The sequence below is a fragment of the Aquabacterium sp. CECT 9606 genome (assembly GCF_918741295.1).
Taxonomy (GTDB): Bacteria; Pseudomonadota; Gammaproteobacteria; order Burkholderiales; family Burkholderiaceae_C; genus Aquabacterium.
Genome location: NZ_CAKKNB010000003.1, coordinates 122,838 through 147,717, shown reverse-complemented (window position 1 = coordinate 147,717; position 24,880 = coordinate 122,838). Strand labels below are relative to the sequence as shown.

At 62.4% G+C, this 24,880-nt stretch carries 31 protein-coding genes; 16 read left to right on the top strand and 15 right to left on the bottom strand.

Going from position 1 to position 24,880, the window contains the following annotated elements; genetic code table 11:
- Positions 1–30 precede the first annotated feature (30 nt).
- The 4 genes from LQ232_RS13350 (at position 31) to LQ232_RS13335 (ending at position 3,378) form a co-directional block, all read left to right on the top strand.
- Positions 31–474: a nuclear transport factor 2 family protein gene (locus LQ232_RS13350; protein WP_230180838.1), complete on the top strand. Its 444-nt coding sequence runs from the start codon at positions 31–33 to the stop codon at positions 472–474.
- Entirely contained in the window at positions 471–1,292 is an 822-nt protein-coding gene (locus LQ232_RS13345; RefSeq protein ID WP_230180837.1) for a crotonase/enoyl-CoA hydratase family protein, read from the top strand. Before LQ232_RS13350 ends, LQ232_RS13345 begins: the two co-directional genes overlap by 4 nt.
- A 46-nt stretch (positions 1,293–1,338) precedes the next feature.
- Positions 1,339–2,406: an AraC family transcriptional regulator gene (locus LQ232_RS13340; RefSeq protein WP_230180836.1), complete on the top strand. Its 1,068-nt coding sequence runs from the start codon at positions 1,339–1,341 to the stop codon at positions 2,404–2,406.
- Positions 2,407–2,511: 105 nt separating this feature from the next.
- The gene (locus LQ232_RS13335; RefSeq protein ID WP_230180835.1) at positions 2,512–3,378 is read left to right on the top strand and encodes a metal-dependent hydrolase; all 867 of its coding nucleotides are present in this window, start codon (positions 2,512–2,514) and stop codon (positions 3,376–3,378) included.
- Here the strand turns inward: LQ232_RS13335 and LQ232_RS13330 are convergent.
- Positions 3,375–3,689: a hypothetical protein gene (locus LQ232_RS13330; protein WP_230180834.1), complete on the bottom strand. Its 315-nt coding sequence runs from the start codon at positions 3,687–3,689 to the stop codon at positions 3,375–3,377. The genes LQ232_RS13335 and LQ232_RS13330 overlap by 4 nt on opposite strands.
- Positions 3,690–3,793: 104 nt before the next feature.
- Between LQ232_RS13330 and LQ232_RS13325 the strand changes: the two genes are divergently transcribed.
- The 6 genes from LQ232_RS13325 to LQ232_RS13300 all read left to right on the top strand — a co-directional run bounded on the left by LQ232_RS13325 (position 3,794) and on the right by LQ232_RS13300 (position 8,317).
- Positions 3,794–4,582: a tetratricopeptide repeat protein gene (locus LQ232_RS13325; RefSeq protein ID WP_371820240.1), complete on the top strand. Its 789-nt coding sequence runs from the start codon at positions 3,794–3,796 to the stop codon at positions 4,580–4,582.
- Positions 4,583–4,689: 107 nt separating this feature from the next.
- A complete protein-coding gene (locus LQ232_RS13320; protein WP_230180833.1) occupies positions 4,690–5,112 on the top strand; it encodes an organic hydroperoxide resistance protein in 423 nt (140 codons plus the stop codon).
- 121 nt (positions 5,113–5,233) lie between these two features.
- Positions 5,234–5,953 (top strand): C40 family peptidase, encoded by a 720-nt coding sequence (locus tag LQ232_RS13315; RefSeq protein ID WP_371820239.1) that lies wholly within the window; start codon positions 5,234–5,236, stop codon positions 5,951–5,953.
- Positions 5,954–6,035: 82 nt separating this feature from the next.
- Entirely contained in the window at positions 6,036–7,163 is a 1,128-nt protein-coding gene (gene moaA / locus LQ232_RS13310) for a GTP 3',8-cyclase MoaA (RefSeq protein WP_230180832.1), read from the top strand.
- On the top strand, positions 7,156–7,782 hold the full coding sequence (gene mobA, locus LQ232_RS13305) for a molybdenum cofactor guanylyltransferase MobA (RefSeq protein WP_230180831.1): 627 nt from the start codon (positions 7,156–7,158) through the stop codon (positions 7,780–7,782). The genes moaA and mobA overlap by 8 nt, the downstream gene beginning before the upstream one ends.
- Positions 7,769–8,317 carry a GNAT family N-acetyltransferase gene (locus LQ232_RS13300; protein ID WP_230180830.1) on the top strand — a complete coding sequence of 183 codons (549 nt, stop codon included), beginning with the start codon at positions 7,769–7,771 and terminating at the stop codon, positions 8,315–8,317. The genes mobA and LQ232_RS13300 overlap by 14 nt, the downstream gene beginning before the upstream one ends.
- 7 nt (positions 8,318–8,324) lie before the next feature.
- On the opposite strand, the gene rnhA is transcribed toward LQ232_RS13300, so the two are convergent.
- On the bottom strand, positions 8,325–8,774 hold the full coding sequence (gene rnhA, locus LQ232_RS13295; protein ID WP_230180829.1) for a ribonuclease HI: 450 nt from the start codon (positions 8,772–8,774) through the stop codon (positions 8,325–8,327).
- Entirely contained in the window at positions 8,767–9,591 is an 825-nt protein-coding gene (locus LQ232_RS13290; protein ID WP_230180828.1) for a class I SAM-dependent methyltransferase, read from the bottom strand. Before LQ232_RS13290 ends, rnhA begins: the two co-directional genes overlap by 8 nt.
- On the opposite strand from LQ232_RS13290, the gene gloB reads away from it, so the two are divergent.
- Genes gloB through LQ232_RS13280 form a run of 3 tightly spaced genes read left to right on the top strand, consistent with a single transcriptional unit; the run spans position 9,590 to position 12,027 of the window.
- Positions 9,590–10,375 carry a hydroxyacylglutathione hydrolase gene (gene gloB, locus LQ232_RS13285; RefSeq protein WP_230180827.1) on the top strand — a complete coding sequence of 262 codons (786 nt, stop codon included), beginning with the start codon at positions 9,590–9,592 and terminating at the stop codon, positions 10,373–10,375. The genes LQ232_RS13290 and gloB overlap by 2 nt on opposite strands.
- Positions 10,372–10,758: a hypothetical protein gene (locus tag LQ232_RS23650; protein ID WP_371820238.1), complete on the top strand. Its 387-nt coding sequence runs from the start codon at positions 10,372–10,374 to the stop codon at positions 10,756–10,758. Before gloB ends, LQ232_RS23650 begins: the two co-directional genes overlap by 4 nt.
- Positions 10,759–10,788: 30 nt before the next feature.
- Complete coding sequence (locus LQ232_RS13280; RefSeq protein ID WP_371820237.1) at positions 10,789–12,027, top strand: transglycosylase SLT domain-containing protein; 1,239 nt, start codon at positions 10,789–10,791, stop codon at positions 12,025–12,027.
- A 24-nt stretch (positions 12,028–12,051) separates the two neighbouring features.
- On the opposite strand, the gene LQ232_RS13275 is transcribed toward LQ232_RS13280, so the two are convergent.
- The 4 genes from LQ232_RS13275 to dnaX all read right to left on the bottom strand — a co-directional run bounded on the left by LQ232_RS13275 (position 12,052) and on the right by dnaX (position 15,269).
- Positions 12,052–12,447, bottom strand: a complete 396-nt coding sequence (locus tag LQ232_RS13275; protein WP_230180826.1) for an MAPEG family protein — start codon at positions 12,445–12,447, stop codon at positions 12,052–12,054.
- Positions 12,448–12,507: 60 nt separating this feature from the next.
- Positions 12,508–13,095, bottom strand: a complete 588-nt coding sequence (recR, locus tag LQ232_RS13270) for a recombination mediator RecR (protein WP_230180825.1) — start codon at positions 13,093–13,095, stop codon at positions 12,508–12,510.
- 10 nt (positions 13,096–13,105) lie between these two features.
- Entirely contained in the window at positions 13,106–13,432 is a 327-nt protein-coding gene (locus LQ232_RS13265; protein WP_230180824.1) for a YbaB/EbfC family nucleoid-associated protein, read from the bottom strand.
- 61 nt (positions 13,433–13,493) lie between these two features.
- On the bottom strand, positions 13,494–15,269 hold the full coding sequence (gene dnaX / locus LQ232_RS13260) for a DNA polymerase III subunit gamma/tau (protein ID WP_230180823.1): 1,776 nt from the start codon (positions 15,267–15,269) through the stop codon (positions 13,494–13,496).
- Between the two features lie 285 nt (positions 15,270–15,554).
- Between dnaX and LQ232_RS13255 the strand changes: the two genes are divergently transcribed.
- On the top strand, positions 15,555–16,928 hold the full coding sequence (locus LQ232_RS13255; RefSeq protein WP_230180822.1) for a DEAD/DEAH box helicase: 1,374 nt from the start codon (positions 15,555–15,557) through the stop codon (positions 16,926–16,928).
- A 68-nt stretch (positions 16,929–16,996) separates the two neighbouring features.
- Here LQ232_RS13255 and LQ232_RS13250 read toward each other — a convergent pair whose 3' ends face one another.
- The 3 genes from LQ232_RS13250 to yaaA form a co-directional block, all read right to left on the bottom strand.
- The gene (locus LQ232_RS13250) at positions 16,997–17,194 is read right to left on the bottom strand and encodes a hypothetical protein (protein ID WP_230180821.1); all 198 of its coding nucleotides are present in this window, start codon (positions 17,192–17,194) and stop codon (positions 16,997–16,999) included.
- 135 nt (positions 17,195–17,329) lie between these two features.
- Positions 17,330–18,166, bottom strand: coding sequence for a 2OG-Fe(II) oxygenase (locus tag LQ232_RS13245; protein ID WP_230180820.1), 837 nt, complete (start codon positions 18,164–18,166; stop codon positions 17,330–17,332).
- Between the two features lie 23 nt (positions 18,167–18,189).
- Positions 18,190–18,966, bottom strand: coding sequence for a peroxide stress protein YaaA (yaaA, locus tag LQ232_RS13240; protein ID WP_230181594.1), 777 nt, complete (start codon positions 18,964–18,966; stop codon positions 18,190–18,192).
- Positions 18,967–19,070: 104 nt separating this feature from the next.
- Between yaaA and LQ232_RS13235 the strand changes: the two genes are divergently transcribed.
- Both LQ232_RS13235 and LQ232_RS13230 read left to right on the top strand, forming a co-directional pair.
- The gene (locus tag LQ232_RS13235) at positions 19,071–19,610 is read left to right on the top strand and encodes a gamma carbonic anhydrase family protein (protein ID WP_230180819.1); all 540 of its coding nucleotides are present in this window, start codon (positions 19,071–19,073) and stop codon (positions 19,608–19,610) included.
- A 5-nt stretch (positions 19,611–19,615) separates the two neighbouring features.
- Positions 19,616–20,605 (top strand): Hsp33 family molecular chaperone HslO, encoded by a 990-nt coding sequence (locus tag LQ232_RS13230; protein ID WP_230180818.1) that lies wholly within the window; start codon positions 19,616–19,618, stop codon positions 20,603–20,605.
- A 9-nt stretch (positions 20,606–20,614) separates the two neighbouring features.
- On the opposite strand, the gene LQ232_RS13225 is transcribed toward LQ232_RS13230, so the two are convergent.
- The 5 genes from LQ232_RS13225 to eno all read right to left on the bottom strand — a co-directional run bounded on the left by LQ232_RS13225 (position 20,615) and on the right by eno (position 24,842).
- The gene (locus LQ232_RS13225) at positions 20,615–21,256 is read right to left on the bottom strand and encodes an AAA family ATPase (RefSeq protein WP_230180817.1); all 642 of its coding nucleotides are present in this window, start codon (positions 21,254–21,256) and stop codon (positions 20,615–20,617) included.
- On the bottom strand, positions 21,249–21,908 hold the full coding sequence (gene pnuC, locus LQ232_RS13220) for a nicotinamide riboside transporter PnuC (RefSeq protein ID WP_230180816.1): 660 nt from the start codon (positions 21,906–21,908) through the stop codon (positions 21,249–21,251). The genes LQ232_RS13225 and pnuC overlap by 8 nt, the downstream gene beginning before the upstream one ends.
- Positions 21,908–22,237 (bottom strand): cell division protein FtsB, encoded by a 330-nt coding sequence (ftsB, locus tag LQ232_RS13215; RefSeq protein ID WP_230180815.1) that lies wholly within the window; start codon positions 22,235–22,237, stop codon positions 21,908–21,910. Before ftsB ends, pnuC begins: the two co-directional genes overlap by 1 nt.
- A 34-nt stretch (positions 22,238–22,271) precedes the next feature.
- On the bottom strand, positions 22,272–23,399 hold the full coding sequence (locus LQ232_RS13210) for an acyltransferase (RefSeq protein WP_230180814.1): 1,128 nt from the start codon (positions 23,397–23,399) through the stop codon (positions 22,272–22,274).
- A 159-nt stretch (positions 23,400–23,558) separates the two neighbouring features.
- A complete protein-coding gene (gene eno / locus LQ232_RS13205) occupies positions 23,559–24,842 on the bottom strand; it encodes a phosphopyruvate hydratase (protein WP_230180813.1) in 1,284 nt (427 codons plus the stop codon).
- Between the last annotated feature and the right edge of the window lie 38 nt (positions 24,843–24,880).

The following is a 24,880-nucleotide window of genomic DNA, read 5'->3' as shown; positions in this document are numbered from 1 at the left end:
CGTCGATCTCATCCATCGGAGCCTGAGACCATGACCACCAGCACCGCATTGAAGCCCGCCGCGGCCGCGTCCCTCGCCTTGTGGCACGAGATGGTGTCCCTTCAAGACATGGGCCGGCTGCCCACGATCCTGAACGACACCGCCGTGTTCCGCTCACCCATGGCCTTCAAGCCCTACGTGAGTGCGGCGGCCGTCAACCTCATCCTCAACACCGTGATGAAGGTGTTCACGCAGTTTGAATACCACCGCACCCTGGTGGCCGAAGATGGCCTGAACGTGGTGCTGGAGTTCAGCGCCATGGTGGGCGACAAGTCGCTCAAGGGCATCGACATGATCCGCTTCGACGAGGCGGGCCTGATCGTCGATTTCGAGGTGATGGTGCGCCCCCTCAACGGCCTGCAAGCACTGGGCGCCGAGATGGGCGCGCGCCTGGCGGCCTACCTGCCCGCTTACAAAGAAAGCAAAGCATCATGAGCACCCCCACGTTTGAAACCCTGACCCTCACGCTGGCCGATCACATCGCCACCGTGCGCTTGAACAGGCCCGACAAAGCCAACGCCATGAACCTGGCCATGTGGCACGAGATCCGCCAAGCCTTCCAGTGGATCGACACCACGCCCGAGGCGCGCGTGGCCATCATCGAAGGCGAAGGCAAGCACTTCACCTCGGGCATCGACCTGACCATGATGATGGGCCTGCAAGCGCAGATCAAAAGCGATTGCGATGGCCGCACCCGCGAGAACCTGCGCCGCATGATCCTCGACCTGCAAGACACCTTGAGCAGCATGGAGCGCTGCCGCAAGCCCGTGCTGGCCGCCATCCACGGCGCCTGCGTGGGCGGGGGCGTCGACCTGGTCACCTGCACCGACATGCGCTACTGCAGTGCCGAGGCCTACTTCACCATCAAGGAAATCGACATCGGCATGACGGCCGACGTGGGCACCTTGCAGCGCCTGCCCAAGCTGATCAGCGATGGCATGGCGCGCGAGCTGGCCTACACCGGCCGCAAGGTGCTGGCGGCTGAGGCCAAGGAGATCGGCCTGGTCAACCGCGTGTTCGACACGCCCGAAGCCCTGCGCAGTGGCGTGCGCGAGATTGCGGCAACGATTGCGGCCAAATCACCACTGTCGATCCGGGGCACCAAAGAGATGATCATGTACGCCCGCGACCACAGCGTGGCCGATGGCCTGAACTACATCGCCACCTGGAACGCCGCCATGCTGATGTCAACCGACCTGCAGGCGGCCATGATGGCGCAGATGAGCAAGCAGACGCCGCAGTTTCTGGACTGAAAAACCTGGGCGACGGAAACCGGACGGGCGGCATAAACTGCGGGGCATGCCGACCACCAACACACCGCCCCCGGCGGCCTCCACGTCGATCCCATTCTTCTCGCTGCCCAACTGGCTGAGCGCAGCGGCCCATTGCGGCATCGACCTGGGCGCCATCCTGACCGAGGTAGGGGTGGACCTGGCCACGATCGAGCCACAAACCACCAGGGTGTCTTGCGAAACCATCGCCCGCGCCATGACCATCTGTGCGGTCGAGACCCACCAGCGCCACAAAGATCTGCACTTTCCCTTTGTGCTGGGCACGCACTTCGTCTTCCAGTACGTGCCGGACATCGAGACCTTCCTGGCCACCTGTGCCAGCCTGCGCCATGCCGAGCGCGTGTTCGACTGGGTACGCGTGCTGATCAACCCGCACCTGCACCAAAAAATCGTGGAACGCGATGGGCAGGCCGGCGTCACTTTGTCATGGCAAGACCTGCCGCCCGAGCTGAGCGGCCTCTTCCACGACTGCGTCGACATGACCATGTCGGCTTCGCTCAAAACCGCGCGCCTGCTGGCGGGCAACGACTTCACCTTGCGCTCGGTGTCCTTGCGACGCTCGCGACCGCTGGTCGATGCACGCGTTTACGAAGCGCACTTCCAGGCCCCAGTGCACTTTGGCCAGGCGGAAGACGCTGTGTGGTTTGACCACCATTGGCTCGATGCCCCCTTGAAAAATGCCCTGCCCGCGCTTCACCAGCGTGCCGCCGAGCGCGTGGAACGCCAGCTCACGGACATGGCCTTGCCTGAAGACAGCGTGGCCGCGCTGCTCGAACGCTCGCTGGTGGCCAACCCCACCTTGCTAAGCCAGCGCCTGGAAGACGTGGCAGACACCTTGAACCTGCATCCGCGCACCTTGCAACGGCGCTTGCGCGACGCAGGCCAGAACTACTCCGACCTGCAAGCCCGGGTGCGCTTTCACCTGGCCAGCGAGTGGCTGAAGGAAGGCGCGCTGTCGGTCGAGTTGATCAGCGAGCGCCTGGGTTTTGCCGACCGGCGCAGCTTCACCCAAGCCTTTGTGCGGTGGGCCAAGGTGTCGCCCAGCCATTTCCGCAGGATTTCGGGTTTCCCCTAACTCGTCTTGTCACCTGGACTGCCCTCCTGGCATCTGGCGGCATAGCCCTCGAAGAAGGTGACTCTTAAATTACGACTCATCGGATTACTGACCCGAGAGTCATTTATGAGCCACCACCTGACCATCACGCCCCGCAGCGAGCTTGACTTCAAGCTCGACGACCAGGACCTGCCCCGCCACTGGTTTGGCGGCGACCCTTTTAAAACGCGCTACTTCGACGCCATGTCCTTGTCCTTCCCCGATGGCGAGCGCTTGTTCATGATGGCCGTGCGCGCCTTCAAGCACACCATCACCGACCTGGCCCTGCAGGAAGACATCAAGGATTTCAATCGACAGGAAGGGCAACACGGCATCATCCACAACCAGTTCAACGAGGTGCTGCGCCGCCAGGGCATCGACATTGACAAAGTGCTGCGCGTGCAGAACTACATCCAGTTCAACATCTACTGGAAATACTTTCCCAAGGCCTACAACCTGGCCGCCACGGCCGCACTGGAACACCTGACCGCGACCATGGTCTACGGCTTCTTCGACCACGGGCCGGTGATGCAGGACGCTGACCCGCGCGTGCGGGCCATGTACGCCTGGCATGCCATCGAGGAGCTGGAGCACAAATCTGTGGCCTTTGATGTGATGCAGCAAGGCGCCCGCGTGGGTTACATCGTGCGCTGCCTGGCCATGCTGCAGTGCACCTTGCACTTCAGCATCTACAGCTACCTGGCCGTGAACTTCCTGCTCAAGGCGGATGGTTTTGGCTTCTGGCAGCGCCTCAGGATCATGGGCAAGGGGATGGCCTGGCTGTATGGCCCCAAGGGCGTGTTCACCGCCTTGGCCGGACATTTTTTCAGCTATTTCAAGCCGGGCTTTCACCCCAACAAAGTGGCTTTGTCACCCAGCTATGAGCGCTGGAGCACGGCCTACGCACGGGCTGGCGACCCGATTGCCGCCAGCAACGAGCTGTATGCGGCTTAGTGGCTGTCCCGGTCAACAGGCTTGCGGGGCTTGTTGTCCGGTTTTTGAAAGGACTTGGGGCGGAACACGTTGCCATCCCAATCACCCCGGGTGCGGGCCCGGTTGATGACGGCCTGCGCCTCTTTGGCGGCCTTTTTCTTGGACACACGCCAGCGCCAGGTTTTGACAACCCAGGTGCTGTAGCGCCGCCAGCGGCCCACCACAGCATGGTCCAGCCGATCACGGCGTCGGCTGCCAATCATCAGCCGCACCAACATGACCAGGCAAGCGGCGGCAATCGACAGGGCTATCGTCTTTTCGATCAGAGACATTGCTCGTTTCCATCCATCCTGGCCTCCATCCTATCGAATTAGGCCGCCGCCGTCCTCCCCTCCAAACGTGTGTCCAAGGTCATTTGCCCATCGATAATTGATAAATGTCGACCCCTGCCTTCGCCCATTCACCGCCCCTGCCCACTTTACCCAGCTCCGCCGAGGAGTTGAACCACATCCTTCCCACCACGTGGGAAGCGGTGATGCTGGTGCCCCCTCAAGACGCCGCCCGCTGGATGCTGGCCACCGCCCGCCTCGGGCACGCCGGCGCGCAGGCCGTGCTGGGCCAATGGCTGCTGGATGGGCGTGGCCTGGAGCGCGATCCGGTGCAGGCCCTGCATTGGTTTTTGCACGCCGCCCAGCAAAACCACCCCATGGGGATGAACATGGCGGGCCGGTGCCACGAACAAGGCTGGGGCACCGCGGTTGACGCGGACAAAGCGGCGCATTGGTACCGCAAGGCTGCAGCCACATCGCTGCCAGAAGCGCGCTACAACCTGGCCAATCTGCTGGCCAGCGGCCAAGGTGTAACGCAAGACCACGCGCAGGCTTTGGCACTTTATCGCCAAGCCGCAGAGCAAGGCTACGCCAAAGCGTTTGCCAAGCTGGGCCGCTATCACGAAGACGGTTTGCTGGTAGAAAAAGACTTGGCCATGGCCTTTCTTTGCTACCAACGAGGTGCCGAGGGCGGGGATTTTCGCGGCCAATTTTGCTACGCCGGCATGCTGGCCGCCCAAGGCCGTGAGGCCGAGGCCCTGGAATGGCTGGCCAAGGTGCCTGAAACCGCTACTCCTCGGTATTTGCGCCAAGCGGGCGAGGCGCTGTCGCAATCACCCCTTCCCGCATTCCGTGCCATGGGCCTGCAAATGCTGAGCCGCGCCACGCCGGCCTGACCAAGGCTTGCGGGCATTGCCCCCATGAGCGTCGGGGCCATCCAAAGCGCCCTAAAATTCAATTGCGCACAATTTAATTTAACACTACCAACTGCCTGGAGCTCACCATGTCGCTTGAAAAAATCGTCTACACCGCCCACGCCACCGCCACCGGGGGCCGCGAAGGCCGCGCCGTGTCGTCCGACAACCTGCTTGACGTCTCGCTGGCCTTACCCAAAGAAATGGGCGGCAACGGCAAGGGCACCAACCCCGAGCAGTTGTTTGCCGCGGGCTATTCGGCTTGCTTCCTGGGCGCCATGGGTTTCGTGGCCAGCCAGCAGAAGAAGCCCCTGCCTGCCGGCACCACCGTGCAAGGCGATGTGTCCATCGGTCCCATCCCCACCGGTTTCGGCATCCAGGCCACCCTGAACATCACCTTGCCCGGCATGCCCGCTGACGAAGCCAAGGCTTTGGTGGACGCCGCCCACATCGTCTGCCCCTACTCCAACGCCACACGCAACAACATCACCGTGACGTTGAACGTGCTGTAACCAACGGGTACACCCGGCAACCAAAGGGCGCAAGTTTCTTGAGGAATCGGTGATAACGTGATGTTTTGACCGTGTTTTTCGGGTTGACGTCGATCGCGAAGTCAACTTAAGCTTGCGCCCCATGCCTTTTGCGTTTTGCCGTAGCAGTTCTGCTTTTTCCAAAGCCGCCAGCGCTTGGGCCATTGGCCTGGCCTTGTCGGCTTCGGTGGCCAGCGCCCAAACGGCCAACCAGGCACAAGCCCTCAGCCCTGATGCGGTAGCCGCCATCACGGCGCTGACCGGCCAAGCCCCTGCGGCCACCACCAACGCCACGCCCCCTGTTGCCGCCGAAACCAGCGGCGACCCGATCAGCCGTTTTTTGCTGGACAAAAAACTGATCAACACCAAGCCGGTCACCGACCTCGCGCAACAGGTTCGCGACAAAGCCACCAATGTGGCGTCTGAACTGGTGCTGTCGGCCATGAATTTTTTGGGCGTGCCCTACAAGCGGGGCGGCCAATCGTCTGAAAGCGGTTTTGACTGCAGCGGCTTCACCCGCCATGTGTTTGAAAACAGCGTGGGCCTGATCCTGCCGCGCCGCGCCTCGGAACAAGCCAATTCGCCCGATCTGGTGTCGGTCAAGCAGGCAGAGCTCAAGCCCGGCGACCTGGTGTTCTTCAACACCTTGCGCCACACCTTCTCGCACGTTGGCATCTACATCGGCGACAACAAGTTCATCCACTCACCCCGCGCTGGCGGCGAGGTGCGCGTAGAAGACATGCGCTTGTCCTACTGGCAAAAGCGCTTTGACGGCGCCCGCCGCGCGCCCAAGGTCGAGGCTGCGGCCCCGGCCACACCTTGACCGCCCGATAAGCCCGACATCCCCCCGGGATACGTGGTGAAGGCCGCACGCACGGCGTCCTCGCTGCCGCACAATGGCGGCCATGAGTGAGTCAACGCTGGTCCCCCTGCAACGTTTGCGCGAGCAACTGCGGTCGCCCCGAACCAGCCCCATCCTTCCCCTGACAGGGCCCCGCGCGGCCCACGGCGAGCCGATCGACAGGCTGGGCCGCCCCTTGCGCGACCTGCGCATCTCCGTGACCGATCGCTGCAACTTCCGCTGCGGCTATTGCATGCCGCGCGATGTGTTTGGCAGCGACCACCCGTTCCTGCCGCAGCCACAGTTGCTGTCCTTTGAAGAAATCACGCGAACGGCGCGCATCTTCCTGGGTCTGGGTGTTCGCAAGCTGCGCCTGACTGGCGGCGAACCTTTGTTGCGCCGTCACCTTGAGCGCCTGGTGGAACAACTGGCGCAGTTGCGCACGCTGGATGGCCAGCCCCCCGAGCTGACCCTGACCACCAACGGCTCGATCCTGGCCCGCAAGGCACAGGCGCTGAAAAACGCGGGGCTGCACCGCATCACCGTGAGCCTGGACGCCCTGGACGACGCGGTGTTCAAGCGCATGAACGATGCCGACTTCCCTGTGGGCGATGTGCTGAGCGGCATTGAGGCTGCGCAGGCAGCCGGACTGGGGCCCATCAAGGTCAACATGGTGGTTCAGCGCGGCGTCAACGACGATCAGATCCTGCCCATGGCCCGTCACTTCCGGGGCACCGGCATCGAGTTGCGCTTCATCGAGTTCATGGACGTGGGCAACACCAATGCCTGGCAGATGGACCAGGTGCTGCCGTCAAGCCAGGTGCGCCAGCGCATCCAGGCGGAGTTTCCGCTGCAGCCCGCCACCAGCCCACGCCCGGGCGAAACCGCCCAGCGCTGGTCTTATGCCGATGGCCAAGGCTCGGTGGGCTTCATCTCCAGCGTCACGCAGGCTTTTTGCGGCGATTGCAACCGCCTGCGCCTGTCCACCGATGGCCAGCTGTTCACTTGCCTGTTCGCCAGCCGCGGCCACGATCTGCGCACCCTGCTGCGCGCCGACCGGGCCCATTCAGACAGCGACATCGCCGCTGGCCTGCGCCAGCTGTGGGCCCAGCGCGAAGACCAATATTCGCAACTGCGTGCCCAGGGCGTGGCGCCCGAGCAGCGCATCGAGATGAGCTACATCGGTGGCTGACCATCTGCCGCAGTCCGAGATCACCGGGTGGCTGCTGGCAGGCGGTGAAGGCCGGCGCGTGGGCGGCGTCAACAAGGGCTTGCAGCTCTACCAAGGCCAGGCTTTGGCCAGCTGGGTGATCCGCGCCTTGCAAGCCCAGGTCGGCACCTTGCACATCAACGCCAACCGTGACCTGGAGCGCTATGGCCAGTTGCTGCAAGCGGCCTCGGCCCAGGGCCAGGTCTGGCCTGATGCGGTGGACATCAACGCATCGCTGGGGCCCCTGGCCGGCATCCTCACCGGCCTGCGCCAAGCTGCGACACCATGGTTGATGGTGGCCGCTTGCGACACGCCGGCCTTGCCGTCTACGCTGGTCACCCAATTGCATCAACAGGCCTTGAGCCACCATGCTGACATCGCCGTGCCCGTGACCCAGGACGCCGACGGCGAAACCCGCCACCATTGGACTTGCGCCTTGATCCACGCCCGCACCCGTCCATCGCTGGAATCCGCGCTGGCCCAGGGCGAGCGCCGTGTTGGCCAATGGATCAAGTCTTGCACCTGGATCGGCGTATCCTTCAACGATCCTGCAGCTTTCATCAACATCAACACCCCGGAGACACTGCATGGACCAGCCTGAACCATCCAGCGTCCGAATAGCCCGCATTGGCCCGGCTGATCTGAGCGCCTACAAATCCTTGCGGGACGAAGGCTTGAGACTGCACATCGACGCCTTCGACAACGACATCGAAAGCGAACATGCACGCCCTCCTGAGAGCTACATCGGCAGGCTGGGCCTGAACGACACCCTGGGTGGTACGTTCTTGCTGGGCGCCTGGGTTGGACCCAAGCTGGTGGGCACGATTGGGCTGGAGCGCCAATCCCTGCAGAAGCTGCGGCACAGCGCCGAACTGAACAGCATGATGGTCAGCCCGTCGCACATGGGTGAAGGCCTGGGCGACCTGCTCATGACCGCCTGCCTGGCCGAGGCCCGCAAGGCCATCGGCCTGGAGCAGATCACCTTGCGTGTCAGCACCTCCAGCACAGCCGCCATCCGGCTTTACGAACGTGCCGGCTTCCAGGCCTGCGGCGTCGTGCCCCACGTGATCAAGCTGATTGATGGCCCGGGACAGGTTCGCTATTTCGACAAGCTGACCATGGTCATGATCCTGTAAGCCAAGCTCACATCACGGCCTCAGCCGCGCCCCGGTTGGCCAGGCCATCAGCGCGTTCATTACCCGGGTCGCCCGCGTGACCCTTCACCCAGCGCCAATCCACATTGTGCTCGGCCGCAGCCTGTTCCAGGCGTTGCCACAGGTCGGCGTTCTTGACAGGCTTGTTGTCGGCCGTTTTCCAGCCCTTGCGCTTCCAACCGGTGATCCACTCGGTGATGCCTTTGCGCACGTATTGGCTGTCGGTGTAGATGATGACCGAGCAGCGCCGCTTGAGCGCCGTCAGCGCCTGGATCACGGCCATGAGTTCCATGCGGTTGTTGGTCGTCAGGCTTTCGCCGCCCCACATTTCCTTTTGATGGGGCCCGCTCACCATCCAAACGCCCCAACCGCCCGGCCCCGGGTTGCCCTTGCAAGCACCATCGGTGTAGACCACCACGGGCTGTTCCGTCTCACTCATTCCTGTCCTTCTTGAAAACTGCTTGTCGCTGTTGCCGACTGGTCACGGCGGCCGGCGCAGCGGCCGGGTGAGGCATGCGCGCCTTGCGCACCTTGCCCACCAAGCGCATGCCCCTGGCCCTCTTGACGGCCACCACGAAATAAACAGCGCCCAACACCGGCCACCAACGGTCGCCCGCACGGTCCATCCACTCCAGCCGATTCCACCATGTTTCGCTGCTGATCATGGGGCGGTAGCAGCCAAAACTGCCGGCCTCCACTTCCAGATCCAGCAGGCGCAACCAATCCCGCAAACGCCAGTAGGCGATGAACTCGCCTTGCGGCAGAACAGTGGCTTGGTCAACACCCCAACTGCCCATTCGTTGCCGCAAACCCCAGAAGCTGGCGGGATTGAACCCGGCGATCACCACGCGGCCCTCGGGCACCAGCACACGCTCGACCTCGCGCAGCGTGTGGTGCGGGTCGCGTGCCAGCTCCAGCGCGTGCGGCAACACCACCAGGTCCAGGCTATTGCTTGGAAACGGCAGGGCCTCGAAATCGCAACGCAAACTCAAAGGCGCACCCTGGTCCAGGGACACAGGCCCCTTCTCGGTCGGTGGCGTCCAGCCCTGGTAGGCTGTGTCCAGTGCCAGCCAGCGGTGAGGCATGCGGTTCGTGCGCAAACCATCCAGTTCGGGCAAGCCCAATTGCATGGCATGAAAACCAAACACATCGGCCACCAGACGGTCGATCTGGCATTGCTCCCACTCCAGCAAAGCCTGGCCTGGCGGCAGGGCCAGCCAAGGGTGCAACTCTATAATTGGCGCGACTTTAGTCATGAATCTGCTTGCCCTACCCGCCTTCACTGACAACTACATCTGGATGCTTCACGATGGCCAAAAAGCGCTCGTCGTGGATCCGGGAGACTCCGCGCCCGTGCTGCAGGCCTTGCAAAGCCTGGGCCTTGAACTGGCGCTCATTCTAGTGACCCATCGGCACCCGGACCATGTCGGCGGCCTGGCGGCCCTGCGGCCTCACTTGGAGGGCCCTGTCTACGGACCCGCCAACTCGGACATCATTGGGGTTGACATCAAGGTAGGCGAAGGCGTTTACATAGATTTTCTGGGCACAAGGGTTGACGTGTGGGACACCCCCGGCCACACTGCGGACCACATCACCTATGTGGTGCGTTTCGACCTTTCTCAACCCGGCCAGCCGCCCTTGCTGTTTTGCGGCGACACCCTTTTCAGCGCTGGATGCGGCCGTCTTTACGACGGCACGGCCGAACAACTGTTCCAGGCCTTGAGTCGATTCAGCACCCTTCCCGGCAACACCACCGTGTGCTGCACCCACGAATACACCCTGGATAACCTGCGTTTTGCCCGCGCTGTGGAACCGCAAAACACCGACACTGTGGCCTACGAACTCGACTGCCTGCACCTGAGACAGCTTGGCAAGCCGACTTTGCCGACCACGATTGCCACCGAGATGGCGATCAACCCATTCATGCGCTGCGCCCAGCCTCAGGTGATCGCCAGCGCCCAGCAACATGGCGCGCAGGACAGCTCCGGCTCGGCGGTTTTCACCGCCCTGCGCCAATGGAAGAACAATTTCAAAGCATGAGCACCAAGCCCACCCTTCGTCCCATCGCCCTGTGCGCAGCCTTGCTCAGCGCCTTGCTGTTCACCGGCTGCTCCAGCCTGGACACCCAAGCCACAGGTGGCCAAGCCGATCAAGACGGCGCCAGCAAACTGGCCAAGGCCACCACGGCCTCCGCCATGGCCACCGTGGCTGCGCCCACCGCCAAGCCCCTGCAAGCGCCCGCGGATGCCCAGCAGGAAGACGACACCCGCGAAGCCGTTGGCATCCCCACCGACCCCCTGCGCCCCGACACCACCCTGAACCTGGACGACGTGAGCGCCAACCAAGATCTGTGGGTGCGCGTGCGCCGTGGCTTTGGCCTGCCTGAACTGGACATCCCCCTGGTCGGTGACCACGAGCGTTAGTACAGCAGCCGCCCCGACTATGTGCAGCGCATGACCGAGCGCTCCAGCCGTTACCTCTTCCACGTCCTGGAAGAGATCGAGCGCCGCCAGATGCCCACGGAACTGGCCCTGCTGCCTTTCATCGAAAGCGCATTCAACCCGACGGCCATGTCATCAGCCCGCGCCTCGGGGATCTGGCAGTTCATGCCGGCCACGGGCAAGGACTTCGCGCTCAAGCAAAACGTGTTCCGCGACGACCGCCGCGATGTGCTGGCCTCCACCCGGGCCGCACTCGATTACCTTCAACGCCTGCAGCGCCAGTTCGGCGACTGGCACCTGGCCCTGGCCGCCTACAACTGGGGCGAAGGCAATGTGCAGAAGGCCATCAACCGCAACATCAAGGCCGGCCTGCCGACCGACTATCTCAGCCTGAACATGCCCGTCGAGACGCGCAACTACGTGCCCAAGCTGCACGCCGTGCGCAACATCGTGCTGCGCCCGGACAGCTTCGGCCTGATCCTGACGCCCATCGAGAACCACCCCTACTTTGTGAGCGTGCCCATCCAGCGCGACATGGACGTGTCTCTGGCCGCCAAGCTGGCGGGCTTGTCCACCGATGAGTTCAAAGACCTCAACCCCTCGATGAACAAACCGGTGATCCTGGCGGCCGGCACGCCCCAGGTGCTCTTGCCCTACGACAACGCCAGCCAGTTTGTGCACAACCTCAGCCAGCACAAAGGCCTGTTGGCCACCTGGACAGCCTGGACCGTGCCACGCACCATGCGCCCGGCAGACGCCGCCAAGCAGGTGGGCATGAGCGAAGCCACGCTGCGCGAGATCAACCGAATTCCGCCCAAGATGCTGGTCAAGGCCGGCTCGACCCTGTTGGTGCCTCGCAGCCAGCACCGCGAGCAAGACGTGTCTGAAAGCGTGGCCGACAACGCCATGATGGCCCTGGCCCCTGATTTGCCCCCGCTGCGCCGCATGAACTTGCGCGCAGGCAAGAACGACTCGGTGGCCAGTCTGGCACGCCGCTACCGCGTGTCAGCCGCCCAGGTTGCGCAATGGAATCGCGTGTCGGCCTCGGCCAAGTTCAAGCGTGGGCAAAGCGTGGTGGTCTATGTGCCGGCAGGCAAAAAGGCCGTGCAGACAAACACCCGCACCGCCGCGCGCTCGCCCAGCAAGGCCACGATCAAGGTGGCCAGCGCATCCCGCACTGGCAACCGTGCCGTCAAAGGCCGAGCAACTCCTGGTCGTGCCAGCCGAGTGCGGGTGGCCAGCGCTCGCTGACCTCCCCGCACCTCAGGGCCTGGTTCAGGCAGCCATCGCCAGCAGCGCGATATTGGTGGCCAGGCCGGCCGTCCAGACCAAGGTACGCAGCGTGCCCAGGTTGGCCAGGTACATGGCCACGTAGACCACGCGGATGCCGATGAAGGCCAGGGCCAGCATGTCGATGCGGGCCTGATCGGCCTGCGCCATTTGCGCAAAGATCACCGCTGCGGCGAACAAGGGCAGCGCCTCGAAGCCGTTGATCTGCGCGGCATGGGCACGTTGGTGCCACCCCGTCAGCTTGCCGGCCCATTCGCGCGGGTTGTTGTTGTCATAGCCACCGTTGCGGCGGCCCAGCTTGATCGTGGCGGCCTTGGCCATGCCCACGGTCAGGACAGGCAGCATGAAAGCGGCCAGGACGGTCCATTTGGCAATCGTCATCAAAAATCTCCTCGGTCTCTCGGACCCATGTCTGTTTTAGAACGAACGCGCAGGGATCAATCAGCGACGATCCATGAACGCGTGCGCAATGGTACCCAGGTCCACGTACTCCAACTCACTGCCAACGGGCACACCTCGCGCCAGGCGCGTTACTTTCATACCACGCTGGCGCAGTGCCTCGCCAATGACGTGGGCGGTGGCCTCGCCTTCGGCATTGAAATTCGTGGCCAGGATCACCTCTGCGACCAGCCCATCGACCGCCCGCTGCAGCAAAGCCGTCAGGCCGATGTCGTGCACCCCGATGCCATCCAGCGGGCTGAGCCGCCCCAGCAGCACGAAGTACAGGCCGTGGTAGCTGCCCGTGCGCTCGAAAGCGGCCTGATCGGCCGGGCTTTCGACCACGCACAGCAGGCTCTGGTCGCGCGACTCGTCCTGGCAGACATCGCACACGGGGGCGCGGCTGAAGGTGTGGCAACGCTCGCAATGCCCGATCTCATCGATGGACGCGGCCAGCGCCTGCGACAGCTTCATGGCCCCGACACGGTCATGCTGCAAAAGGTGAAACGCCATGCGCTGCGCCGACTTCTGCCCAACGCCAGGCAGGCAGCGCAGAGCGTCGATCAAGACCTCTAAAGCCGGATCGGCCATGTCGGTTCGATCAGAACGGCAGCTTCATGCCAGGAGGCATGGGCATACCGGCCGTCAACTTGCCCATCTTTTCCTGCGACGTGGCTTCAGCGCGGCGGACCGCGTCGTTGAAGGCGGCAGCGACCAGGTCTTCCAGCATGTCCTTGTCGTCGGCCAGCAGGCTGGGGTCAATGGTGACGCGCTTGACGTCGTTCTTGCAGGTCATCAGCACCTTGACCAGGCCAGCGCCAGACTGGCCTTCCACCTCGATCAAGCCCAGTTCGTCCTGGGCCTTCTTCAGGTTGTCCTGCATTTGCTGGGCTTGCTTCATCAAGCCGGCGAGTTGTCCTTTGAGCATGACGATTCCTTATCTAACGCTAATGCAAACCATGATTGTCGCCCGGAACACGGGCTTGCCCTCACACCGGGCGGATCGAACCCGCGACGATGCGGGCACCAGGATACTGGGCCAAGGCGGAGACCACCAGCGGGTCTCGCTGGATCAAATCTTCGGCGGCGCGCTGCCGGCGCTCCCGGGCGGCCTGGTCGCGCTGTGCCGGGGTGTTGACCGCCGCACCGCCTTCCAGTTCGATCACGGCTGTGTGTTCCAACAACTGCGACAAAGCCTGGGCCAGGCGCTCGCGGTGCATGTCGCCCCGCAGGCTTTCACGCTCGACGCGCAGGCGCCAACGGCTGCCACCGCCCTCTTCCATGCTGGCCACGCACTGGGCCTGCATGGCCAGTTCGCGGACCAGTGCGGTGATGCTGTTGCGGGCCGCCATTTGGGCAACCAGCTGCGCCCAACGATCCGACAAGGGATCGTCTGGCAGGGCAGCAGCCACTGGCTGTGGTGCAGGTGCTGGCGCAGGCGATTCACCAACCAAGGCCGGCGCTTCAACGGGTGGCGAGTCTGGCTCGGCATTGCCCGCCTCGTAAGCCTGGTCGGGCAAGACCTCCCACGGGGGAACGCCCTGGGGCACCTCGGGCGCTGGCTTGGCCGGCCCCCTCTGCACTGGCTCGGGGGCCGGCCTGGCGGCACCCGAGCTTTCAGCTTTTGGGCTGGGAGCGGCCCGGTCTCCTGTGTGTTGTCCGGCCTGCGCGGGTTTGAAAGCCAGCAAGCGCAACAGCAGCATCAACAGGCCGCTGTACTCGTCGGGTGCCAAGGCCAATTCCGCCCGCCCTTGCAAAGCCAGGCTGTAAAACAACTGGGTTTCATCCGGCGCCAACATGCCCGCCAGGGACTGCCACAAAGCCGCGTCGGGATCCGAGGCATCGGCCGCTTGCGGTACCGCCTGGATCACGGCCATGCGCTGCAGGGCTGTGGCCAGCTCTTCCAACGTGCCCGAGGCTGACAGACCCAGCTCGCGCAAGGCATCAACCGTCGCCACCAGGCCAGCTCCATCTGCGGCGGACACCGATTCAATGATCTTCTGGATGTGCTGCCGGTCCACCGCGCCCAGCATTTGCCGAACGTTGGCTTCCAGCAGGCTTCCACCGCCAAAGGCGATGGCCTGGTCGGTCAGGGACAAGGCATCACGCATCGATCCACGGGCAGCCCGGGCCAGCAGGCTCAAGGCACCGGGTTCAGCGCTGATCGCCTCAGAGGCCATCACCTGCTGCAAGTGGTCTTGCACGGTCTGCATGGCCATCGGGCGCAAATTGAATTGCAGACAACGGGACAGCACGGTCACCGGCACCTTTTGCGGATCGGTCGTGGCCAACACGAACTTCAGGTAGTCAGGCGGCTCCTCCAGCGTTTTCAACATGGCGTTGAAGGCGTGGTTGGTCAGCATGTGCACTTCGTCGATCATGTAGACCTTGAAGCGCCCGACCACCGGCTTGTACACCGACTGGTCCAGCAGTTGCGAGATCTCTTCCACCCCGCGGTTTGAGGCAGCGTCCAGCTCGACGTAGTCCACGAAGCGGCCTGAGTCGATGTCGCGACAAGGCTGGCACTGCCCACAAGGGTGCGCCGTGATGCCGCCTGTGCCATCCAAGCCCACGCAATTGAGCGATTTGGCCAAAATGCGCGAGACCGTGGTCTTACCCACGCCCCGCGTTCCGGTGAACAAATAAGCATGGTGCAAGCGCTGCTGCGTGAGCGCGTTGCTCAAAGCCTGGACCACATGCCCCTGGCCAACCATGGCCTCGAAACTGTGGGGACGGTATTTGCGGGCAAGAACCATTGAACTCATCGCCCGATTTTACCGGGCGGTGGCCGGCTTATTCCCAAGTGACTCACTCAGTTTGCAGCCACCCCGATACAAATTGATGCCAATAGCTCATGACGGCACCCCTAAGATTTGGGACAGGCTATGCAATATTCACGCTTCGCCCTACAATTTAACGTTGGTGAATTCGAGCAACCTTTAGTTACATGTCATCATGTCAGGTTGCCCACGCACCACCGGTTGACTCGTCTATTCCAGGCCCGGAAAAAGCGAGTGCAGTCGCCGTATAACCTTTCATGGGCCTGTTTTATGTTGTTTGAATCATTGGGGTTGGCTGAGCCGTTGCTGAAAGCAATCGCCGAGGCCGGTTACACCGTCCCCACACCCATCCAGGCACAGGCCATCCCCGCCGTGCTCAGTGGTGGTGACTTGCTGGCAGGCGCGCAAACAGGAACGGGCAAAACCGCCGGTTTCACTTTGCCCTTGCTGCACAAGTTGGCTGCCAACCCGGCACCTCCCGGCGCCCGCCGCCATATCCGTGCACTGATCCTGACCCCCACCCGCGAACTGGCGGCCCAGGTTGAAGAAAGCGTGCGCGTTTATGGCAAATATCTGCCGCTGCGCTCCATGGTCATGTTTGGCGGGGTCGGCATGAATCCACAGATCGACGCCTTGCGCCGTGGCATCGACGTGCTGGTGGCCACCCCTGGCCGCTTGCTCGACCACCATCAGCAAGGCACGCTGGACCTCAGCCACGTTGAATACTTCGTGCTGGACGAGGCTGACCGCATGCTGGACATGGGTTTCATCCATGACATCCGCCGCGTGCTGGCCATTGTGCCAGCCAAGAAGCAAAGCCTGCTGTTCTCGGCTACCTTCTCTGACGAAATCAAGACCCTGGCGGACAAGCTGCTCAACGCCCCGCAGGTGATTGAGGTGGCGCGCCGCAATGCCACCGCCGAGACCATCTCGCAAAAGATCCACCCGGTCGACCGCGATCAAAAGAAAGAGCTGCTGACGCACTTGATCAAGTCGCAGAACTGGCACCAGGTGCTGGTGTTCACGCGCATGAAACACGGCGCCAACCGTCTGGTTGAATACCTGGAAAAGCAGGGCATCACCGCCATGGCCATCCATGGCAACAAGAGCCAGAGCGCCCGCACACGCGCCTTGGCCGAGTTCAAATCCGGCGATTTGCAGGTGCTGGTGGCCACGGACATCGCAGCCCGTGGCATCGACATCGACCAGTTGCCCCACGTCATCAATTACGAACTGCCCAACGTCGCCGAAGACTATGTGCACCGCATTGGCCGCACCGGTCGTGCTGGCGCCGAAGGCGAGGCGATCTCGCTGGTGTGTGTGGATGAAGAAGGCTTCCTGGCCGACATCGAGAAGCTGATCAAACGGCCGATCCAGCGCGAAGTGGTCGCCGGTTTTGAACCCGACCCCACCGCCAAGGCCGAGCCCATTCAGCTGGGTCGTCGCACCTTGCATGGTGCACCCGGTGGTGGCCGTGGTGGCTCCAGCGGCGGAGGCCGTCCTGGTGGTGGCGGGGGTGGCCGTGCTGCGACACCTCGCAACGGCGCATCACGTGGCGGTGACACGCGCGGCAATGGCGACAAACGCGGTGGTGGTGGCGGCAATCGTGGCGCTGCTCCGGTGGCGCGCGATCGCACACGCTGACTCCAACGCACAGGCTTGAACGACAAAAAACCCGGCAATGCCGGGTTTTTTGTTGGGCTCGACGCGATTTACTTCGAGGCAGCAGCGGAAGCGGCTTCAGCCTTGTGAGCAGCCTTCTTCTTGGCGTGGTGCTTGACCTTCTTGGCAGGCTTGGAAGCAGCAGCCGAAGCTTCTGGAGCAGCGGCCGAAGCAGCAGGAGCAGCATCAGCGGCGAAAGCGCCCATAGCGAACATCGAAGCGATCAAAGCGGCGATCAGTTTCTTCATGAAAAACTCCAAAAGGATTTGAATAAGGTTGGTCTTCAGATTCAAGAGGCCCGAATCTGTATGTGCTCAACGCGGGCTGAAATACCCCGGTTGACAACCGCTTCATCAATTTTTAAAAAAGTTTCTGAAAGGGCCTCATTCAAAACGCTGTTCTCGCAGCCATTTGGTGGCCACCCATTTCTCGCCGGCCAGCACCGGGGCACCGCCATGCAGGGTTTGCGTCATCGGGTGAGGCAAGGCGTAACTGAAAAACACCGCGTTGCCTGCCACCGCGTTGACCTGAAAACCCACATCCGGGAATATGGTGGCACCGCCCGAGGCCGGGGTATTCAGGTAGGTCACCAAGGTGGCCACACGCTGCCCTCCACGGCGCAAAACAGCCGGGGTCCCGGGTTGGGTAGGGTCGAAGTAGTCATAGTGCGGCTTGTACTCGGCGCCGGGGCCGTAACGCAAGATCTGCAAGCCCTCACCGCGCTCGACAGGCCAGTTCAACAAAGCCGCGATGCGCGCTTCAATGCGCTGGCACAACTCGCTCTCTGCCCTGGCGAAAAACATGCCCTGGCTGGTCCGTGCCACATTGACCTCACTCCCCCCGGTGGCGTTGATCACGGTTTCTGAGCGGGCCAGCCTTGGTTGCGCCAGCTCGATCATTTCCTGGCACTCGTGGGCCGACAGCAGGCCACCCAGCACCACCACACGCGGGCGCGCCATGCTCGCCAACACGCTCACCTCGCGGTCATGCGCCCAAACAGTCGCCCCACCCTCACTCGCCACCACCTCGGGCAAGGGCCGGCTGGCCTCGATCAAGGGCAAGGCCTGGTTCTTGAGCGTGTTTTCCAGGGCAGCTAATGCGGTGTCTTCGCTCCAGCCACTGGCCTTCATGGCATCAAGCACGGACTCCGCGCTGTGCCCGGCCGCCGCCTGGTCAATGATCCATTTCTGCAACTCGGGGGTGATGACCTGCTCTGGCATGTCGTCCTCTCTGATCAATCCAATCAAGACTCCAGGCGACGCCTGAAAACCAGGCGGTCAGGCTCGGAGGCGTCTTCGGCGTAAGCGTAGCCTTCAGAGGCAAAACCGCGCAAATCCTTCAGGGTTTTGGCCCTCCGAACAATGGCATGGCGGGCCATCAGCCCTCGGGCGCGCTTGGCGTGAAAGCTGATGACCTTCCAGTGGCCAGACTTCCAGTCCTCGAACACGCACTCCACCACGCGGCCCGTGAGCGCCTTGCGTTTGACGGCCTTGAAATACTCTTGCGATGCCAAGTTGATGATGAGCTTGTCCGGCTGCTGTGCCAAGCGCTCATTCAAATGCAGGGCCAGGGTGTCGCCCCACCAAGCGTACAGATCCTTGCCCCTGGGGTTGGCCAGTTTGGTGCCCATTTCCAGGCGGTAAGGCTGCATCCAATCCAGGGGCCGCAGCACGCCGTAGAGGCCACTGAGCATGGCCACGTGTTCTTGGGCCCAGTCCAGGTCCGCCTGCTTAAGGCTGGCAGCATCCAACCCGCCATAGACGTCGCCGTTGAATGCCAACATCGCCTGCTTGCTGTTCTTGGCGGTGAATTTGGGGCGCCAGGCGCCATAGCGCGCCACATTGAGCGTGGCCAGGGCATCGCTCAAATCCATCAAGGAGGCGATTTGGGCGGGCGTGTAGGGGCGCAGCACATCAATCAACTGCGAGGCCTCTTTGGCGAACACCGGCAAGGTGTGTTGGTCGGTGGTGGGTGCACTCTCGAAATCGAGGCTTTTGGCGGGAGACAGCAGAATCAGCATGGCGGTGTGGTTGGCGGGCGTGAAACCCATGACTCAGGGCATGATAAAGCGACTGCTGGCACGGGCGCCCTAGAATAAGGGCACCCCGTCCCCACATTGAGTCCATGGCCCTTTACAGCATCAAGGACAAGCGTCCGCAAACCCACCCATCCGCTTATGTGGCCGAATCAGCCGACGTGATCGGAGAGGTGCACCTGGCCGAAGGCAGCAGCGTTTGGTCCCAAGCCACATTGCGGGGCGACAATGAGCCCATCCGCATCGGTGCTCGCTCGAACGTTCAGGAATCCTCGGTGCTGCACACCGACATCGGTTTTGCGCTGACCGTTGGCACCGACGTGACGATTGGGCATCAGGTGATGCTGCACGGCTGCACCATTGGCGACGGCGCCCTGATCGGCATCCAGGCGGTGGTGCTCAATGGCGCGGTCATTGGCAAGAACTGCCTGGTGGGCGCGGGCGCCCTGGTCACCGAAGGCAAGGTTTTTGACGCGGAAGGCATGCTCATCCTGGGCAGCCCCGCCAAGGTTGTGCGCCCCCTGACTGAGGTGGAACTGGCCCGCATGAGCATCGGCACCGCCATGTATGCGCAAAAAGCGGGCGAGTTCAAAACAGATCTGGTGCGCATTGACGCCCCCAAAGAATGAATGAGATGACGACGGAATTGCATAAATTTTTATTCGATGGCTTGCCTGTGCGAGGGATGCTGGTTCGCTTGACCGACTCCTGGCAGGAAGTGCTGCGCCGCCGCGATGCCAGCGAGACTTTTGAAGAGCCCGTGCGTCAGTTGCTCGGCGAAATGGCTGCAGCAGGCGTGCTCATGCAATCCAACATCCAGTTCAATGGGGCGGTGGTCTTGCAGATCTTTGGTGATGGCCCTGTGAAGGTGGCCGTGGCCGAAGTGCAGCCCGACCTGGGCTTTCGCGCCACGGCCAAGGTGGTGGGCGAGCTGCCCTCCACCGATTCAGGGCACCTGCCTTTGGATGTGATGGTCAACGTGGGCGGCGAAGGCCGCTGCGCCATCACGCTGGACCCGCAGAACCGCATGCCAGGCCAACAACCCTACCAGGGTGTGGTGCCTCTGCATGGCGACAAGCGCGAACCTTTGCTGCAGCTGAGCGAGGTGCTGGAGCACTACATGCTGCAATCCGAGCAACTGGACACCAAGCTGATTCTTGCCGCGAATGACAGCATCGCGGCCGGCCTGCTGATCCAACGTCTGCCCATGGAGGGCACCGGCAATCTGGCCGGAGGACAACGCTCGGACGAAGACGAAATCGGCCTGAACGAGGCCTACAACCGCATCGCCTACCTGGCCGCCACCTTGACGCGCGAAGAACTTTTGACGCTGGACGCCGACACCATCTTGCGCCGGCTGTTCTGGGAAGAGGACATCATCCGCTTCGACCCAATGAAGGGCCTGGAAGGACCGCACTTTGCCTGCACTTGCTCACGCGAACGCGTGGGGACCATGTTGCGCAACCTGGGCCGCGAAGAGGTTGAAAGCATCCTGACCGAGCAAGCCCAGATCGACGTGGGCTGCGAGTTCTGCGGAGAGCACTACCGATTCGATGCTGTGGACGCCGCCGAGTTGTTCACCGAAACCACCGACCACCCACCGGGCTCCAAAAGCCTGCAATGAGGGGAAGGGTCAGGCGCGGGGCAGCCAGTGCTGCTCGCACTCGCCGTCATCGCATTTCTCACAGACCCAGCGCCACCGAGGACGGCAGGCGTTGTCTTGGGCCCGCTGCGTGGCGCTCAAAGCCTGCCTGACCGTCAGCAAGGCCTGATCCAGACGGTGAGCGCCCTGCCCTGCCACCACCGAGAAAGGCAGCCGGGCGCTCGCCAGATGCTGGCGGATCAGGCTGTCAACGGGTTCACGGACATGGGCACCGTCGCGCTGCAACCCATCGGCTTGCCAAGGCAGATCCAGGGCGGTCAGCAAGGTCAGCTGGGTCAGGGCATGGTCGCTCAAGGCTTGGGCATACAGACTGACATCATCGAACAAGTGGTCGCTGTAGACCGCCGTCATCAAGGCGGTGGTGTCGGCTACCACCACTGCGTGCTCCTGTGCTGACTGAACAATGCGCCGAGTCTGTTCCTGGGCTATGCCCGCCTGCTCGCGAGGGGACGGCGTGCGGCCATGCTCATCACAAAACTCGCGCAAGAACTCTGGCACCATGACCGCGCTGACGCCCTCGGCCAGCAAGGTTTGGGTCAAGCCAGCCGCCAGGGTGGTTTTGCCCGTGCTTTCGGCGCCCACGATGGCAATGACCGTGCCTCGATCAGCCACGGTGAGGCAGGGGCGTGACTTGGCGCCGCCATTGCTGCCATCCGGCCACCGACAGCAACGCGAACAGGCCATAGAGAATGACCGTGAGCCACAAGCCCTTTTGGCCGAACAGGACCATGCTCACCAGATTGACGACCAGCCAGGTTGACCAGTTTTCAATGTACTTGCGGCCCAGCAACCACTGCCCCAACAGGCTGGCAGCCGTGGGCAAGGCGTCCAGGTAGGGCACATCGGAATCGGTGGTGTGGTCCAGCAGCAAACCCAACAGGGGCCACATCAACAAGGTGGCGCACAAGGCCCATTGGCGACCACGGCGGCCCAAGGCTTGGGGCTTCAGGGACGCGTTGGATTCATCACGGCCCCACAGCCATTGCCACCAGCCCCAGCATGACAAGGCCACAAAAACCAGCTGCAAGGTGGCCTCGCCATACAGCTTGCTGCGCGCGAACAGCACGCCATAAAGCAGCGAGCTGATGATGGCCAGGGGCCAGCCCCAGGGATTGATGCGCAGGTTGAACAAAACCATGGCCACGGACAGCGCAAAAGCCCAGACCTCCAACTGCGACACAGGCACGCCCCAAGCGGTGAACAGCGGCGCCAGCCACGGGTCAGCCCAGGAAAACAGATCGGACAAGGGCTTGTTGTTGAGCATCAAGGCGCGGCAGCGGAGGCCTCGCCAGCATTGGCCGATGCGGATGCTGGCGGCTGCTTGGTGGTGGTCAGTTGCACGTAGATCTCATCGGGCTTGATCATGCCCAGTTCAGTGCGGGCTTTTTCCTCGACCATTTCGAGGCCTTCCTGCAGGTCGCGGACCTCGGCCACCAGTTGCTCATTGACGGCCTGGGCCTGGTCGTTGAGCTTTTGCTGGTGCTGCAACTGGGCGCGCAAAGACATGACGCGCGGCACACCGCCTTTGCCGAACCAGAGCTCGGCATGCACCACGGCCAAAAGGGCCAGGAGGACGATGGTGGCGATGCGCATTGTTTCAACTTTACCAGACTGGCCATGGCCAGGATCAAGCCGCCTGGCGAACCTGCAGATCTTCGGGCGCAGCAACCGGGGACGCGGGCGCTGCCGGATTGGACTTGGTGTAGATGACCCGCAATTTCAGAAACGGTGCCTCGATGAGGCGGTAACTGAGCGCGGCCACGGGCAAAAACAACACCAAGCAAACTGCAGATGCCATCAAGGCCAGATACGTGTTTTCAATGTCAATCAACTTGCGATTGATGATGTCTGCCAATTTGAAAACCACAAAGGCATGGAGCAGGTAGATCGAATAGGAATAGCGCCCCACCATCGCCACCATTTTAGAGGCTCGGCCGGGCTTTGAATGCTTGAACGAGGTGTCGTACCAGGCCACGCTGAGGCCATAAAAAACGCCCTCGATGGTGCTGAAGAATATCCACCAAGAAGACATGCCACGGTTGTTGGAAAGCATGCTGCCTTGGTGGTCCACATAGGACATCAAACCGCAAAAAACGATGGCAGCCAATGACCACCAAGCGTGGCGCCCTTGAATCCAGTGACGCCACTGGTAAGCCAGGCACCCTAACAAGAACTGGTCAAGCCGGCCAACCATTGTGTAGTACGACAAGTACTCCAAGGGGCCATCTAGTGCATACACCACGGAGCGAAACGCCATGGCCGCCAACACAACGGTCAAAAGCCCCGCGCGGCTTTTGGCGGCAATCCACAAGATGACGGGAAGCATCACATAAAAATGCACCTCAATCGTGACCGACCAACCGCCCTGCGGCAATACCGGGGCCAACCAACCCCATAACAGTCGATGAGGCACGTCAAGCCCGTCGTGCGTGACGACGCTCTTCACATAGGCCAAGGCCATCACCACCGTCAACAGTGGCAGCAGTCTCAGGGCCCGATTGACCAGAAAACGCCCGTACAGGAGTTGCTGCCCATCTGTCAGCCGCGCAAAAATATAGCCGCTCAAGACCATGAACAGGGAGACGCCCGTGTAACCCTGCGTCAACAAGGACAGGGGTGCGAACCAGGGGGCGGCCGAACCATCCAGAGGAAGGATGTCGTGCGAGTGGATGAAATGCCATGAAAAGACCATGAGCACAGCCAATGCCCGCAAGTGATCCAGCCCAATGTAGTACTGCCCTGAAGACGATTTCACTCGGCCTCCCCAATTCGTTTTATTTAACAGGTTTGGCCAGAATTCTCGTCCAAAGATGAATCCCCGGGCCCCCCGCGAATGAGCGCCAATGGCGACCGCCCATGAGAAAGGGGGCCTGAGCCCCCTTTGTTTGGAATCACGCCAACTTGGCGGACGCGATCAGCGCAAGTTGTAGAACGCGCTGCGGCCGGGATACACGGCCACGCCACCCAGGTCTTCTTCGATGCGCAGCAACTGGTTGTACTTGCTGATGCGGTCGGAGCGGCTCATTGAGCCGGTCTTGATCTGGCCCGCGTTCAAACCCACGGCGATGTCGGCGATGGTGTTGTCTTCGGTTTCGCCCGAGCGGTGGCTGATGACGGCGGTGTAGCCGGCGCGCTTGGCCATCTCGATGGCGGCGAACGTTTCGGTCAGCGTGCCGATCTGGTTGATCTTGATCAGGATCGAGTTGGCGATGTGCTTGTCGATGCCTTCTTTCAGGATCTTGGTGTTGGTGACGAACAGGTCGTCGCCCACCAGCTGCACCTTCTTGCCCAGCACTTCGGTCAGGTGCTTCCAGCCGGCCCAGTCACCTTCGGCCATGGCATCTTCAATGCTGATGATGGGGTACTTGTCGCACCAGGTGGCCAGGATGCTGGTCCACTCTTCGGCGGTCAGGCTCAGACCTTCGCCTTCGAGGTGGTACTTGCCGTCCTTGTAGAACTCGCTGCCGGCGCAATCCAGGCCCAGGGCGATCTGTTCACCAGCGATGAAACCGGCCTTGTCGATGGCTTCCAGGATCAACTGGATGGCGGCTTCATGGCTGGCCACGTTGGGGGCGAAACCACCCTCGTCGCCCACGGCCGTGCTCATGCCCTTGTCGTGGATGATCTTCTTCAGCGCGTGGAAGACTTCAGCGCCATAGCGGATGGCTTCCTTGAAGGTGGGCGCACCCACCGGCAGGATCATGAATTCCTGGATGTCCAGGTTGTTGTTGGCGTGCGCGCCGCCGTTGATGACGTTCATCATCGGCACGGGCAGTTGCACGGCGCCCATGCCGCCGAAGTAGCGGTACAGGGGCAGGCCGGATTCTTCAGCCGCGGCACGGGCCACGGCCATCGAGACGGCCAGCATGGCGTTGGCGCCCAGGCGGCCCTTGTTGTCGGTGCCGTCGAGCTCGATCAGGGTCTGGTCCAGGAAGGCTTGTTCGGAGGCATCAAGGCCCAGCACGGCTTCGGCGATCTCGGTGTTGATGTGCTCAACGGCCTTGAGCACGCCCTTGCCCAGGTAGCGGGACTTGTCCCCATCGCGCAGCTCGATGGCTTCGCGCGAGCCGGTGGAGGCGCCCGAAGGCACGGCGGCGCGGCCCATGACGCCGCTTTCCAGCAGCACGTCGCATTCGACGGTGGGGTTTCCTCGGCTGTCGATGATTTCGCGGCCGATGATGTCAACGATGGCACTCATCCAGTGATCCTCAAAGCGGTTTGATGTTGAAAATTTAA